General features: G+C 69.8%; 18 protein-coding genes. 6 read left to right on the top strand and 12 right to left on the bottom strand.

Going from position 1 to position 12,797, the window contains the following annotated elements:
• Positions 1 to 116: 116 nt before the first annotated feature.
• From ASF22_RS09605 to ASF22_RS09585, 5 genes are all read right to left on the bottom strand, one after another.
• Entirely contained in the window at positions 117 to 689 is a 573-nt protein-coding gene (locus ASF22_RS09605) for an NUDIX hydrolase (protein ID WP_056166792.1), read from the bottom strand.
• Positions 690 to 770: 81 nt separating this feature from the next.
• On the bottom strand, positions 771 to 1,016 hold the full coding sequence (locus ASF22_RS09600; RefSeq protein ID WP_056263735.1) for a sulfurtransferase TusA family protein: 246 nt from the start codon (positions 1,014 to 1,016) through the stop codon (positions 771 to 773).
• A gap of 100 nt (positions 1,017 to 1,116) precedes the next feature.
• Positions 1,117 to 1,569, bottom strand: a complete 453-nt coding sequence (locus ASF22_RS09595) for a hypothetical protein (RefSeq protein WP_056263624.1) — start codon at positions 1,567 to 1,569, stop codon at positions 1,117 to 1,119.
• A 119-nt stretch (positions 1,570 to 1,688) separates the two neighbouring features.
• Complete coding sequence (locus tag ASF22_RS09590; RefSeq protein ID WP_056166784.1) at positions 1,689 to 3,056, bottom strand: glutamate--cysteine ligase; 1,368 nt, start codon at positions 3,054 to 3,056, stop codon at positions 1,689 to 1,691.
• 128 nt (positions 3,057 to 3,184) lie between these two features.
• On the bottom strand, positions 3,185 to 3,937 hold the full coding sequence (locus tag ASF22_RS09585; protein ID WP_056166782.1) for a 16S rRNA (uracil(1498)-N(3))-methyltransferase: 753 nt from the start codon (positions 3,935 to 3,937) through the stop codon (positions 3,185 to 3,187).
• Positions 3,938 to 4,207: 270 nt separating this feature from the next.
• Here ASF22_RS09585 and ASF22_RS09580 point away from each other — a divergent pair, with 270 nt between their 5' ends.
• Together ASF22_RS09580 and ubiA are read left to right on the top strand one after the other, a co-directional pair.
• On the top strand, positions 4,208 to 4,690 hold the full coding sequence (locus ASF22_RS09580; protein ID WP_244472856.1) for a hypothetical protein: 483 nt from the start codon (positions 4,208 to 4,210) through the stop codon (positions 4,688 to 4,690).
• 117 nt (positions 4,691 to 4,807) lie between these two features.
• Positions 4,808 to 5,758, top strand: coding sequence for a 4-hydroxybenzoate octaprenyltransferase (gene ubiA / locus ASF22_RS09575; RefSeq protein ID WP_244474235.1), 951 nt, complete (start codon positions 4,808 to 4,810; stop codon positions 5,756 to 5,758).
• 3 nt (positions 5,759 to 5,761) lie between these two features.
• On the opposite strand, the gene ASF22_RS09570 is transcribed toward ubiA, so the two are convergent.
• A complete protein-coding gene (locus ASF22_RS09570) occupies positions 5,762 to 6,256 on the bottom strand; it encodes a DUF6101 family protein (protein WP_056166776.1) in 495 nt (164 codons plus the stop codon).
• Positions 6,257 to 6,611: 355 nt separating this feature from the next.
• Between ASF22_RS09570 and ASF22_RS09565 the strand changes: the two genes are divergently transcribed.
• A complete protein-coding gene (locus tag ASF22_RS09565; protein WP_082478733.1) occupies positions 6,612 to 7,493 on the top strand; it encodes a 3'(2'),5'-bisphosphate nucleotidase CysQ in 882 nt (293 codons plus the stop codon).
• A 218-nt stretch (positions 7,494 to 7,711) separates the two neighbouring features.
• On the opposite strand, the gene ASF22_RS09560 is transcribed toward ASF22_RS09565, so the two are convergent.
• Together ASF22_RS09560 and ASF22_RS09555 are read right to left on the bottom strand one after the other, a co-directional pair.
• On the bottom strand, positions 7,712 to 7,942 hold the full coding sequence (locus ASF22_RS09560) for a hypothetical protein (RefSeq protein WP_056166770.1): 231 nt from the start codon (positions 7,940 to 7,942) through the stop codon (positions 7,712 to 7,714).
• Between the two features lie 192 nt (positions 7,943 to 8,134).
• Positions 8,135 to 8,344: a cold-shock protein gene (locus ASF22_RS09555; RefSeq protein WP_055956856.1), complete on the bottom strand. Its 210-nt coding sequence runs from the start codon at positions 8,342 to 8,344 to the stop codon at positions 8,135 to 8,137.
• Positions 8,345 to 8,814: 470 nt separating this feature from the next.
• Here ASF22_RS09555 and ASF22_RS09550 point away from each other — a divergent pair, with 470 nt between their 5' ends.
• Positions 8,815 to 9,201, top strand: coding sequence for a hypothetical protein (locus ASF22_RS09550; protein WP_056166767.1), 387 nt, complete (start codon positions 8,815 to 8,817; stop codon positions 9,199 to 9,201).
• Positions 9,202 to 9,209: 8 nt separating this feature from the next.
• On the opposite strand, the gene ASF22_RS09545 is transcribed toward ASF22_RS09550, so the two are convergent.
• The 3 genes from ASF22_RS09545 to ASF22_RS09535 all read right to left on the bottom strand — a co-directional run bounded on the left by ASF22_RS09545 (position 9,210) and on the right by ASF22_RS09535 (position 11,481).
• Positions 9,210 to 9,428, bottom strand: a complete 219-nt coding sequence (locus ASF22_RS09545; protein WP_056166762.1) for a hypothetical protein — start codon at positions 9,426 to 9,428, stop codon at positions 9,210 to 9,212.
• A gap of 107 nt (positions 9,429 to 9,535) precedes the next feature.
• A complete protein-coding gene (locus ASF22_RS09540; RefSeq protein ID WP_056263620.1) occupies positions 9,536 to 9,823 on the bottom strand; it encodes a hypothetical protein in 288 nt (95 codons plus the stop codon).
• Between the two features lie 455 nt (positions 9,824 to 10,278).
• Positions 10,279 to 11,481 carry a pyridoxal phosphate-dependent aminotransferase gene (locus tag ASF22_RS09535; RefSeq protein WP_056263617.1) on the bottom strand — a complete coding sequence of 401 codons (1,203 nt, stop codon included), beginning with the start codon at positions 11,479 to 11,481 and terminating at the stop codon, positions 10,279 to 10,281.
• Positions 11,482 to 11,603: 122 nt separating this feature from the next.
• Between ASF22_RS09535 and ASF22_RS23725 the strand changes: the two genes are divergently transcribed.
• Together ASF22_RS23725 and ASF22_RS09530 are read left to right on the top strand one after the other, a co-directional pair.
• Positions 11,604 to 11,750 (top strand): hypothetical protein, encoded by a 147-nt coding sequence (locus ASF22_RS23725; RefSeq protein ID WP_156398756.1) that lies wholly within the window; start codon positions 11,604 to 11,606, stop codon positions 11,748 to 11,750.
• A complete protein-coding gene (locus tag ASF22_RS09530) occupies positions 11,750 to 12,055 on the top strand; it encodes a helix-turn-helix transcriptional regulator (protein ID WP_056263615.1) in 306 nt (101 codons plus the stop codon). The genes ASF22_RS23725 and ASF22_RS09530 overlap by 1 nt, the downstream gene beginning before the upstream one ends.
• A gap of 34 nt (positions 12,056 to 12,089) precedes the next feature.
• Here ASF22_RS09530 and ASF22_RS09525 read toward each other — a convergent pair whose 3' ends face one another.
• Positions 12,090 to 12,779, bottom strand: coding sequence for a class I SAM-dependent methyltransferase (locus ASF22_RS09525; protein ID WP_056263612.1), 690 nt, complete (start codon positions 12,777 to 12,779; stop codon positions 12,090 to 12,092).
• Positions 12,780 to 12,797: the final 18 nt, after the last annotated feature.

Below are 12,797 nucleotides of genomic sequence, written 5' to 3'. Positions count from 1 at the left end.
AGAGTGGTCACCGGCTCTGCGTCGAAAACCCGCGACAGATCAGAGAGCTAAGCAGGTTCACGTTGGCTTGCCGACGTGGACCTGCTTAGGGACCGGCGCCGCGCCGGAAGGCCCCCTCAGGCTGCCGCGAACAGGTCGGGATGGCGCAGGCGCAGGGCGTAGACGAGGAGCAGGGTCTTGATGTCGGTGATCTCGCCCCGGTCGCTCATGGCGCTGAGGCTGGCGAGATCCATCTCGTGCACGGTGATGTTCTCGTGCTCGGCGTCGAGGCCGCCGCCCGGACCGGAGCGGTCGTCGGCGCCGTAGGGGGCGAGGAACAGGTCCATCTGCTCCGTGGAGATGCCCGGCATGCTCCAGCCGCAGGCGATGCGTTCCAGGGCCCCGAGGCGCACGCCGACCTCCTCGTAGGCCTCCCGCCGCGCGCCCTCCTCCGGATCGGCCTCGTCGAGGAGGCCGGCCGGAACCTCGAAGAGGGATTCGGTCCCGGCGGCGTAGAGGGCCGCGGGCCGGAACTGCTCGACGAGGAGCGCCACGCCGCGCACCGGATCGTAGGGCAGCACGGCAACGGCGCGGCCATGATCCTCGATCTCACGGGCGAGACGCGTTCCGTCCGGCATCGTCACCTCGGCGACGAGAAACCGGCTCCAGCCGTCATGCAGGATCCGAGTGCCACGGATGACAGGCGCCATGCTCTTTCCTCACGCGCCGTCCGATGCGGGACGGCCGACGCGCGGGCCTTAGCAGTGCGTTGGCGCACGAATGAGGCGGCCTCAGTCCGGGCCGCGCCGGATCGTGAATCGAATCGCGCCGTCGCGGCGCTCCTGGTCCAGCAGCGCGTCGCCCTCGCTCCGCACGAGATGCGGGATGTCGATGGCCGCCAGGGGGTCCGTGCTCAGGACCGCCAGGACGGCACCGGGGGGCAGGCGCCGCAGGGCCTTGCGGGTGCGCAGAACCGGCAGCGGGCATTTCAGGCCCGACAGGTCGAGTTCGACAGGATCGGGCGGTTCAGCGGGCATCAGCTCTGGCGCCATGAAAAAACCCGTCGCGGCCCGGGAGCCGTCGACGGGTGATGTCGGGATGGAAGCCCGGCGTTCACCGCCGGGACGGCCGCCGCCCTCAGTAGCCGTAGGCCGGGTAGCCGTAGCTGTAGGCCGGCGCGGCGTAGCCGTAGGCGGGGGCACCGTACCCGTAGCCATACGCCGGAGCGCCGTAGCCGTAACCGGCACCGACATAGCCCCGGTCGTAGTAGCCGTAGCGCGGGGCCTGGCTCGCCGCGATGGCGCCGCCGATGATGCCGAGGGCCGCACCGGCCGCGAGAGCGCCGCCGATGCCGGGGCCGCGACGGTAACCGCCGTAATAGCCACGGCCGTAACCCCGGCCGTAGCCGGCGCCGTAATAGCCGCCGCCGTAGCCGCCGCGCCAACGCACGCTCTCGACGCCGGCGCGCTCACCGGCGATCTGGCCGGCGTTGAGGGCCGGGAACGGGGCCGCCTGGGCGGAGGTGAAGGAGCCCGCCGACAAACCGAGGGCGGTGGTGCCCGCGAGGGCGAGGGACAGGATGCGCGACATGCGGAACGTCTCCGGCTTGCGATCAGATATCCCTATGAACGGCATCGTGCCTGAACCGTTCCCGAACGAACACAGTCAAGCCTTTCACAATCGGCGCGATCGGATCCGCGTCAAATTCCCTAGAAAACGCACTCGGTGAAGGCCGGCTCGACGGAGCGCTGCCACCGGCCCTCGTAATCCGCGAGGTAGCCCTCGGCACGCGAGCGCCCGGCGGCGACGATGGCCTCCAGGGGCTGGAGGTGGCGGGTCTCGTCCTGCCCCTGGGCGTCGCGGCGCCCCCGGGCGGCGAGCCCCGAGCGGGCCACCGCCAGGGCTTCCGCCGCGACCGCGCCGAGGGGCCGTCCGCCGATGCGGGCGGCGAGGCCGAGGCGCGGCACCGTGGCGCGCAGGCATTCGCGATCGCAGTCGCTCCAGCCCTTGGCGATGTCCCAGGCGGCGGCCAGCGCCGCGTCGTCGTAGAGCAGCCCGACCCAAAACGCCGCCTGGGCGGCGATCATCGCCGGGCCGCCGACATCGGCGCCGCGCATCTCGAGGAAGCGCTTCAGGCGCACCTCGGGAAAGGCCGTCGAGGCGTGGTTGGCCCAGTCCGACACCGTGGCGCGCTCGCCCGGCAGGGCCGCGAGCCGGCCCGCCATCAGGTCGCGGAACGAGGCGCCGGAGACGTCGTGATAGGTCTCGCCGCGCTTGACGAAGTACATCGGCATGTCGAGGAGCCAGTCGACATAGGCCTCGTAGCCGAAGCCCGGGGCGAAGGCGCGGGGCAGCATGCCGGTTCGGTCGGGATCGGTGTCGCGCCAGATCTCCGAGCGGCGCGACAGGAAGCCGTTGGGCCGTCCGTCGGTGAAGGGCGAATTGGCGAAGAGCGCGGTGGCGACGGGCTGGAGCGCCAGGGCGACACGCATCTTGGCGACCATGTCGGCCTCCGACGCGAAGTCGAGATTCACCTGCACGGTGGCCGTGCGCAGCATCATGTCGAGGCCGAGCGTCCCGACCTTCGGCATGTAGCCGGCCATGATCTTGTACCGGCTCTTCGGCATCACGGGCGTTTCCTCGCGAGTCCACTTTGGACTCATCCCGAGGTCGAGGAAGCCGATGCCGAGGGGGTCGGCCACGCGCTTGGCGGCCTCGAGGTGCGTGCGCAACTCGGATTCCGTGGCGTGCACGTCGGCCAGCGGCGCGCCGGAGAGCTCGAACTGCCCGCCCGGCTCCAGGGAGATGGCGCCGCCCTCCTGGCCCGCGAGACCGATGAGATGGCCCGCATCCTCTATGGCCTCCCAGCCGGTCTCGCGCGCGAGGCCTTCGAGAAGGGCGCGGATGCCGGAATCCCCGGCGTAGGGGACCGGGCGGTTGCCGTCGCGGTAGAACGGAACCTTCTCGTGCTCGGTACCGATGGCGAAGCGCGCGGGCGGCTTCTCGCCCTCGGCGAACCACGCGATCAGTTCATCCCGCGTCGTCAGCGGCGTCGTGTCGGACGTATCGCGCGCCATGCGCTGGCCTCGTGGTGAATAGGGTCGGATGAAAGGCCGGTCGACCTGGGGTCGGTTGCGCCCCGTCGGGATGCCGCCTCCTTAATCCACGCCCGCGGCGCGAACAACGCGCGCGACGGCGCGCGGCGTCAGCGTGTGTCCCCCAGCACCGACTGCACCAGGGCGAGCACCGCGACGGCGGCCGTATCGGCCCGCAGGATGCGGGGTCCGAGGGACAGGGCGACGGTGTTGGGCCGGCCCGCGATGAGCGCGCGCTCGTCCGGCGCGAACCCGCCCTCCGGCCCGACCAGCACGGCGAGGGGCGGGGGCGCGCCCGGGTCGGCTGCCCCGCGCAGGGCCGCGATGGGATCGGACAGGGGCGCGTCCTCGTCGCAGAACACGAGCAGGCGCTCGGGCGCGAGGTCGGCGAGGGCCTGGGGCAGGCGCACGGCCGGGGGAAGGTCCGGCAGGCTGAGGATGCCGCACTGCTCCGCCGCCTCGACGGCGTTGGCGCGCAGGCGCTCGGCGTTCAGCTTTTCCCCTTGCGTACGCTGCGTGAAGACGGGCCGGATGGTGCCGGCCCCCATCTCCACGGCCTTCTGGGCGAGGTAGTCGAGGCGCGCGCTCTTCAGGGGCGCGAACAGGTAGTGCAGGTCGGAGCGCGGCGTCTGGCCACGGGTCCGCTCCCGCACCACGAGGTCGGCGCTCTTGCGGCCGGATTGCGCCAGGGTGGCCCGCCACTCGCCGTCGCGTCCGTTGAACAAGAGCACCGGATCCTCCGGCCCCCGGCGCAGGACGTTGAGCAGATAGTTCGCCTGCGCCCGGTCGAGGGGCAGGACCACGTCCGGCGCGAGGCTGGCCTCGACGTGAAGGCGGGGGGCGGTGAAATCGTAGGCGGCCATGCGGGGGTGGTCGCGTGGCGCTCGAAGCCTGTCAACGCGCCGCCTGTGGCCAAAGAGCCACGCGGGCCGACTTTGTGCGCTTTGCCCACGGCCGAACGGCCGGCGCGGTTTGCGACTCGAAAGACGCCACATTCCTATGGCGAAACGCCTTTCGGGGTTTCGAATCGCGCGGGACGCATCGCGTCCCCGCAGCGGATCGGGCCATCGCGCCGGCGGTCAGGGGCAGAGCTCCCGTCGGGGCGTCGGGGAGACTTTAAGGGAAGTCAGAGCATGTCGTTCAAGCATATCGCGACGGTCGCCGTCGTCCTCGCCGGCTCCGTGCTGGCCGGCTCCGTGCTGGCTTCGCAGACCGCCTTCGCGCAGGCCGTCGAGTGCGGCGAGATCCAGAAGACCCTGCAGGCCCGCAAGGACCTCGTGGCCAAGGCGAACTCCGCCTCGAACTCGAAGAAGAAGATGACCCCGCAGGAAGCCTGCGCGTTGTTCGGCAAGCTCCAGAACAACGGCTCCGAGGGGATGAAGTGGATCACCGCCAACAAGGAGTGGTGCTCGATCCCCGATTCGTTCGCGGAAGGCTTCAAGGCCGACCATCTCAAGGTCGGCGGCATCCGCACCAAGATCTGCGGCATCGCCGCCCAGGCCGCCAAGATGGAAGCCCAGGGCCGCGCCCAGGCCCAGAACGGCGGCGGTGGCGGCGGCCTCCTCGGCGGCCCGGGCCTCACCGGTGCGATGAAGATGCCCCAGGGCGCACTCTGATCGCGCAGTCCCGGCGCCTTTCCTGGCGACTTGCCCGGCGACTTGTCTCGTCGGGGCATTGCCCGCCATACGCCGCGGGATGATTGGCGTTCCCAGCACCCCCGGTCCCGCATGCGCGTGACCCGCTCCCCCCCATCCGAAGAACACCCCGTCGCCGATGCCGTCGCCGGGCATTGGGTCGACCGCTGGGCGCCGCGGCGGACGCGCCCCTACCTGCGCCTCGCCCGCATCGATCGCCCCATCGGCTGGTGGCTGCTGCTGCTGCCGTGCTGGTGGTCGGCGGCCCTGGCCGGCCTCGCCGCGGGCACGGCTCCGAACCCGCTCCACCTCTTCCTGTTCCTCGTGGGCGCCGTGGCCATGCGCGGCGCGGGCTCGACCTACAACGACATCGCCGACCGCGACCTCGACGCGCAGGTGGAGCGCACCCGCTCGCGCCCCCTTCCCTCCGGCCAGGTTCGGGCCCGGCACGCGGCGGCGTTCCTCGGTCTCCAGACCCTCGTCGGCCTGGCGGTGCTGCTGCAGTTCAACGCCGACGCCGTCCTGGTCGGCATCGCGTCGCTCCTGCCGGTGGCGATCTATCCGTTCATGAAGCGGGTGATGCCGATGCCCCAGCTCGTCCTCGGCCTCGCCTTCGCGTGGGGCGCGCTGATGGGGTGGGTGGCGGTGTTCGGCCGTCTCGATGCCCCAGCCTGGCTGCTCTACGCCGGCACCATCGCGTGGGTGGTGGGGTACGACACGATCTACGCGGTACAGGACATCGAGGACGACGCCATCGCGGGCATCCGCTCCTCGGCCCGCACCTTCGGACCGCGTCTGAAGCCGGCCATCGGTGCCTGCTACGCCGCCGCCGCGGGTTTCGTCGGGGTCGCCGCCTGGCGGGCGGGGGCCGGCCCCGTGGGGTTCCTCGGCGTCGCCGGGTTCGCCGCCCATCTCGGATGGCAGATCCGGCGCCTGGAAGCGGGAAACGGGCGCGGCGCCCTCATGCTGTTTCGATCGAACCGCGATGCGGGCCTGATCCTGTTCGCCGGTCTAGCGCTCGACGCGGGCCTGCGGGCCTGGACGGGATAAGGTTCAGCAGACGCCCCCGCAGGCGATCTCGCTCTCGCCGCGATGGATCAGCGGGCGCACCGGCAGCGAGCCGGTCTTGCGACGCACGAGGAAGCGCGGGCGGCGGCCGGAGAGCAGGCCGTGGCGGCGGCGGGTGCGGGTCAGGCCCAGCGCCACGGGGCCGATCTGACGCGACACGGCGGCGAGGCTGCCGTCCTCCTTCACGATCATCCGGGCCAGGCCGGACTTGCCGGCAACATCCCGCCACAGGGCCACCACCTCGTCCTCGCAGAACGGGCCGAGGCGACCGATGACGGCACTGTCCGCGCCGACGAGGAGGAGATCGAAGCGATCCTCGCCGCAGGTGTCGCTGGCGTCCTCCGAGAAGGCCAGGGCGACGCCGGTGGGCGCAAGCGCACCGGTGCGGCCGATCACCGGCAGACGGGCGGCGACGAAGGCGGGCAGGGCCTGAACGGTGGCGGCGTCGGCGGCGTGGTTCAGGTTGGCGACGGTGTTCATGCTTGCGAAAGTGTTCGTGCTTGCGAAAGTGTTCATGGCCCGGTGACCCTGTTGCTGGCAACGGCCTCTGCTGGACCGCCCGTCTATGACAAGCAGAATTGCGTCTAACCTCCTCCAGCGACCTTAAGAGTGAGCGTTAAGCGAATATGGACGCGGGCTTGATGCCAAGAATGCTCAACGGTTCCTTGCCGCGATATCCGAGATCCAAGCGTATCGACCTCTGCGCAGCAATCCTTGTGGCGGCCGACCCGGCACCCTACAACGGACGGGACGGCGCATCGGCCTGCCGCGTGGCATCCTCCCTGCTCCGTCCCCAACGCCTTTTTCGCCAGAACCCCGATCCGACAGGAGTCGCATGCCCGATACGAGCGTACCACCCGCCACGGGTGGACCGGATGCGGCCCACGCCCGAGGACCCGTCGAAGTCCGGGACGAGGTGCACGCCCTCGTGCCGGCCCTGCGCGACGCGATCCGCGAGGCGGCCGGCCTCGCGCTTCCGTTCTTCCGGGCGGGCGAGCAGACGGGCGCGCGGATCTGGTCGAAGGCCGGGGGCTCGCCGGTGACCGAGGCGGATGTCGCCGTCGATACGTTCCTGAAGATCCGCCTGAGCGCTCTGCTGCCGGCGGCGGCGTGGCTCTCCGAGGAGACGGCCGACGACGCGCTGCGCCTCAAGGCCGACCTCGTCTGGATCGTCGATCCCATCGACGGCACCCGGGCCTTCCTCACCGGGCACCCGGACTGGTCGATTTCCGTGGCGCTTCTGGCCGGCGGCCAGCCGGTGCTCGGCTTCGTCCATGCGCCCGTGAGCGGACATTTCTACGAGGCGGCGGCGGGCTTCGGGGCGACCCGCGACGGCGCGCCCCTCCGCGCCTCCGCGCAGGCGGCCCTCGCGGGCGCGCGCGTGACGGGCCCGAAACCGATGATGGAGCGCCTCGCACGCGGCGCGACCCAGGGCGGAGTGAAGCCGGATTTCGTCGTGGTCGAGCGCGTGCCATCCCTGGCCCTACGCGTCGCGCGGGTGGCCGACGGCTCCATCGATGTCGGACTGGTGTCGTCGGACGCCCGCGACTGGGATCTGGCGGGCGCCGACCTGCTCCTGCGCGAGGCCGGCGGTTCGGTGAGCGACCTGTCAGGCCGTCCCACGCCCTACAACCGCCCGGACCCGGTCCACGGGGCCCTCATCGCCCTGCCGGACGGCCTGCGGGCCGAGACGGTGGAAGCCCTGGCCCGCGGCTAGGGTCGTCGAGGGGCGCGACCCACGAGGGTCGCCACGACGCGGAAGGTCCGAGTCCGCGCTCGACACGACGATGCCCCCTCTGGAAGGAGAGGGGGTGTCCGGTCGTCTGGAGGTGGGTGGAGCGCCCGTCGGGAGCCGAGACGGGGGCGACCCGATCGGCGCCCGTTCGAACGCGGAAAACCGTTTCGCTCAGCGAAACCGGGTCCGCGCGCCGGTGCTCAAGCGTGCTCGCGCAGGGCCACGGCCTCGGGGGCCATGCCGAACCGCTCGGCGAGGTGCCAGCGCAGTTCGCGGGCCGAATGATAGTTGTAGGAGGTGTCGATGAGATGGCTCAGGTCGGTCGTCTTGGCGCCGCGCGTCGCGGCCTGCTTGAGACGGTCCACCCGGAAGGTCGCCGCGTCGGTGACGGGCGAACGGACGCTTCTGCGTCGGGTGTATTCGAACAACATGCTTTTTCTTGTGTACTTTCAGGTGTCGTGATGTGCGGGACCCCTTAACGGGTCCGGTATCGTCGCTTGGTGCTGCGGGGTGCCGGATCGAGCCATCGTTCCCATCCGGAACGCGTGATCGATGACCGACGGTGAACGGCTCTTCACGAGGACCGTTGGTGACGCCAGCCCCGAGGGCTGGCGCCGAGGGCGTCAGGCCGCCTGGAGGTTACCAGCCGAGTCCTTGCCGCTGCGCTTGTCCGTCTGGATCTCGTAAGAGATCTTCTGGCCCTCGATGAGGTTGCGCATGCCTGCACGCTCGACGGCGGAAATGTGGACGAAAACGTCCTTGCCGCCATCGTCAGGCTGAATGAAGCCGTAGCCCTTGGTCTCGTTGAACCACTTAACAGTGCCGGTATTCACGAATAGATCCTCGTATCGTTCGTCGATCTGGCCACCGGATCCTGGGGATACGGCAACGTAGATCCTCTTCAAAACGTCCTGACGGGGATCAGCAGGACGTGAAACGCTTGGGTGTACAAGCGCCCGGCTCACCGAAACCCGCTGATGAGATATGTAGTCGGTTCATGCGGCCGCAACAAGGCGTGCCGGCTCACGGATGCCTTCGAATGGCCTGCGGCAATGGCGCCGACCGCTGGGAATCCCGGGCGTCCCGGTGCATATAAGGGTTCGGGTCCAGGCAGTTAGTGTCCCTTTCCGAAACGCCTTCCGCTCCGCCGCGCCCAACGCGCGCACCGGTGGCGGACGGGGATTTTGTAAGGCACTCTTGAGCGCCGTCGATGCCCATCTCCGCCGCGTCCCGCCTCGCCCGTGGGAGTTTCGCGGACCGGAATGGGCGGGGGCGGTTCGGTGACGAGGCAGTTAGGCGGTTCATGGCGGGCATCTCGGTTTCCCTCGAAGGCGCGAACATCCAGCTTTCCTTCCAGAAGGACGACCAGGCGACGGCGGTGGTGATGGATGCGCGTGCCGCCCGCGCCCTGGTGCGGGCCGTCGGCCATCTCCTCACGGCCATCGACGAGCCGGACGACACCGACGGGCCGGAGGAGCTGGACGAGGACTTGGCGATGCTCGACGTGACCTCCTCGGCCATCGAGGTGGGGACGGACGAGCAGGGGCAGGCCGTGGTCGCCCTCCAGGCCGGGGCATTGCCGCCGTTCCAGCTGCGCCTGACGGACGAAGAGGCCCGCCACGTGGTGACGAGCCTCTCGGAAATCCTCAGTGCCCCGCGCGACGTGCGTGCCTCGCACGGGGATCATTGAGCGGACGGTTACATCCGGACGCCGGGATCGGTCGGGCCACCGGGCAGGTAATCCGGCTCGGACCCCGGACCCGTCGGCTCGTCGATGCCCGGATCGTTGACCGGATAGGGCGTACGCGGACCGGTGGGGCCGATATCCGGCTGCTCGTCGGGCGGCGGGGGCGCCGGCAGGTCGCCCGGAATGCCGCCGGGCAAGGGTTCGGGGATCGGTAGGCCGGGGTTGGCCATGCGGACTCTCCTGCGATGGGAATGCGCTGACCAACACATGCCCCGGGCGGAGGGTTCCGGAAACGTGGTCGTCGCGGTCGCAGCGGCGCGCCCCTGCGGAAGTCCCGTCAGCGTTTGACGGCGGCCTTCTGCACCTTGGCCTTTTCGGGTGCGGTGCCGGCGAACAGTTCCGACAGGCGGCGCTGGTCGAGACCGCGGGTCACGTCCGCCGACGCGGCGGCCGGGCCCGCGACGGGCTTTCGCGCGTCGATTGAGCCGGTGGTCACCGGATCGGGAAGCGCCGCCACGGGCCGGGGCGCGGGCTCGCGCTGCAGGCGCATGGTCCAATGGGCGGCGGTGGAGAGCGCGGCGATGGCGAGGATCGCCTTGATGCCACCCGTGAGGAGGCGTCTCATTGTGGTCAGGCCCGAAGCTACGCGGTGGCACGCGACCGGTTCCCCGGCCTTGGAGCATCTTCACCCACGAGCGTTAACGAACGGCCCCGTCCAACCCGGCTCACCGTCCCGGATCGGGCCGCACACGGTCCCGGCGGCCAAACACCGGACGGGCAGCAACGGACGGAGCGGGACGCGGTGAAAAGGGTGGGCCTTGCGCCACGGCCGCGGTTCCTGTTCCCCGCATCCGTGACACGCCTGCCGCAACCCGGCCCACTAGGCCTCACAGGAACGGTGCAGAGAACTGGTCCGCACCGCCCCGTCACGACAGGCCCCGCCACCATGCGAGGCCCGAGCGGGTCCGCGAAACCATCGAACGCATCGGCGGCAGGGAGTGTCGATGTAGGCGCCGGGCCGGGAGCCGGCAATTGGTCCCCGCGCCGCAGGAGCCCCGGGCGCGGGTCGACCGACGATGGTTACCGCAACGAACCGCAGAACCGCTGGATGCGGGTGCACGCCTCTTCCAGGGCGGCGTTCGAGGTCGCATAGGAGATGCGCAGGTTCGGCCCGAGGCCGAAGGCCGAGCCGTGGACGGCGGCGACGCCCTCAGCCTGGAGCAGCTCGACCACGAAGTCCTCGTCGGTCTCGATGACCTTGCCGGACGGCGCCCTGCGCCCGATCGCCTCGGCGCAGGAGGGATAGACGTAGAACGCACCCTCGGGCGTCGGGCACTTCAACCCCTGGGTCTGGTTCAGCATCGACACCACGAGGTCGCGGCGCGCCTGGAACGCCGTGCGAAACTCGGCGAGGTGCGCCTGCGGCCCGTCGAGGGCCGCCACCGCCGCCCATTGCGAGATCGAGCAGGCGCCCGAGGTCTGCTGACCCTGGACGAAATCCATGGCCTTGATGAGTTTTTCCGGGCCGGCGGCGTAGCCGATGCGCCAGCCGGTCATGGCGTAGGCCTTCGAGACGCCGTTCATGGTGAGCGTGCGCTCGTAGAGATTCGGCTCGACCTGGGCCGGGGTGACGAATTCGAAATCGCCGTAGCAGAGGTGCTCGTACATGTCGTCGGTAAGGACCCAGACCTGGGGATGGCGCAGGAGCACGTCGGTGATCCGCTTCATCTCGTCCCGCGCATAGGCCGCCCCCGAGGGGTTCGACGGCGAGTTGAGGATGATCCACTTCGTTCTCGGGGTGATCACCCGCTCCAGCTCCTCCGGCTGGAGCTTGAAGTCGTGTTCCATGGTGGTCTCGGCGAAGACCGGCGTGCCGCCGCACAGGACCACCATCTCGGGGTACGAGACCCAGTAGGGACGCGGAATCACCACCTCGTCGCCGGGGTTCAGGGTGGCGAGCAGGGCGTTGTAGATCACGTGCTTGCCGCCGGTGCCGACGATGGTCTGCGACGCCTTGTAGTCGAGGCCGTTCTCGCGCTTGAACTTCGTCACGATGGCCTCGCGCAGGGGCACGATGCCGGAGACGGGCGTATACTTGGTCTCGCCGCGCGCGATGGCCGCCACGGCCGCATCCTTGATGTGCTGGGGCGTGTCGAAATCCGGCTCGCCCACGGACAGGCTGATGACATCCATCCCGCCGGCTTTGAGTTCGCGCGCCTTCTGCGTCATCGCGATGGTCGCGGACGGTTTCACACGCGACAGGGCGTCGGCGAGAAAGCCCATGGGAGAACTCCGGTAGTTTTGCGCGGTTTTCGGACGGGCGGGACCGTAGTCGCCGTTCGAAAGCGGGGCAAGTTCACCGGGACCGCATTGCGCAATGCCATTTTTGATAGAAGTTCATGGGCATGAGCTGGACAGTCGATGTCCTCGACGAGGGCGTTCTCGCGGACTGGCAAGCGCGTCGTGATCGTGGCCGCTTTCATGAAGAAGACCCGGAAAACACCGAGCGGTGGCTGGATCTGGCCGAAGAGCGAGCGAAAGGCGTGGTGTGATGGCGATTCCGTTCAAGACCGTCCGCGAACGGTGGAATGCCGAGCCGGACTACCGGGCCGCGCGGGACGCAGTATCGCCGGTGATGGACTTGGCATTCGCCATGGCCGAGGCCCGTCATCGCGCGCGCCTCTCCCAGGCGGAAGTCGCCCAGAGTATCGGCACGTCCCAGGCCATGGTCGCCCGGTGGGAGAGTGGGAAATCCGCCCCCACAACAACCTCGCTCCGCCGCTTCGCCGACGCGACGGGTGCCACGTTGCATATCCGCCTCGACAGCGCGTCCGCAGAAGACGCTCAGCCGGCCTGACGACAACGTCGGGAACTGCAAGGGGCTCGAAGTTTCACCCCTTGGTGAGAATCGCGATGGACTGCCCGAGCGGCTCGCCCGAAGGCCAGGGCGCGGTGTTGCCGTCGATGATCGCCACGTGCGCATAGCCGAGGCGCTGGGACCAGACGGTGATCTGGTTGCGCTCGATGAACTGGTTGAGGTGGGGCACCGTGCTGGCGCGTTGGGCCTGCACGGTCTTGTCGAACACCGCCCAATGGTCGGGGATGGCGAATTCGAGGAACGAGAGCACCACGCGGCCGCCGGGACGCAGGGCCCGGTGGGCATCCTCGAGGTAGAGGTAGGTCTCGGCGTGCAGAAGGTGGGTGAACACGCTGAAGGCGCACAGCACATCCACCGACGCCGCCTCGACGGGCAGGGACAGGGCGCGGTTGAGGACGAACCTGTAGGCCCGCGGCGTTCGCGACCGCGCGTAGTCGAGGAGGGCCGGCACCACGTCGAGGCCGAGATAGCCGACCGCGATCCGGTCTGCGAGGGCCACGGCGAGGCGTCCGCTGCCACAGCCGAGATCGACCACCGCCATGCCGGGCGCCAGGCCGGCGTGCAGCAGGATCTCGCACTCGATGGCGCCGACGCTCGCGTACGAGCCGCCGACCGCCAGACTCATGGCCGTGTCGATGGGATGCTGCCGAATCAGGTCGGCGACGTAGCGCTCGTAATCCTCGACGAAGTGAAATTTCGCCATTTTTCCTACAAACCGATC

Source organism: Methylobacterium sp. Leaf87 (genome assembly GCF_001422775.1).
Lineage (GTDB): Bacteria > Pseudomonadota > Alphaproteobacteria > Rhizobiales > Beijerinckiaceae > Methylobacterium.
This window is presented reverse-complemented; position numbering and strand designations above follow the sequence as displayed.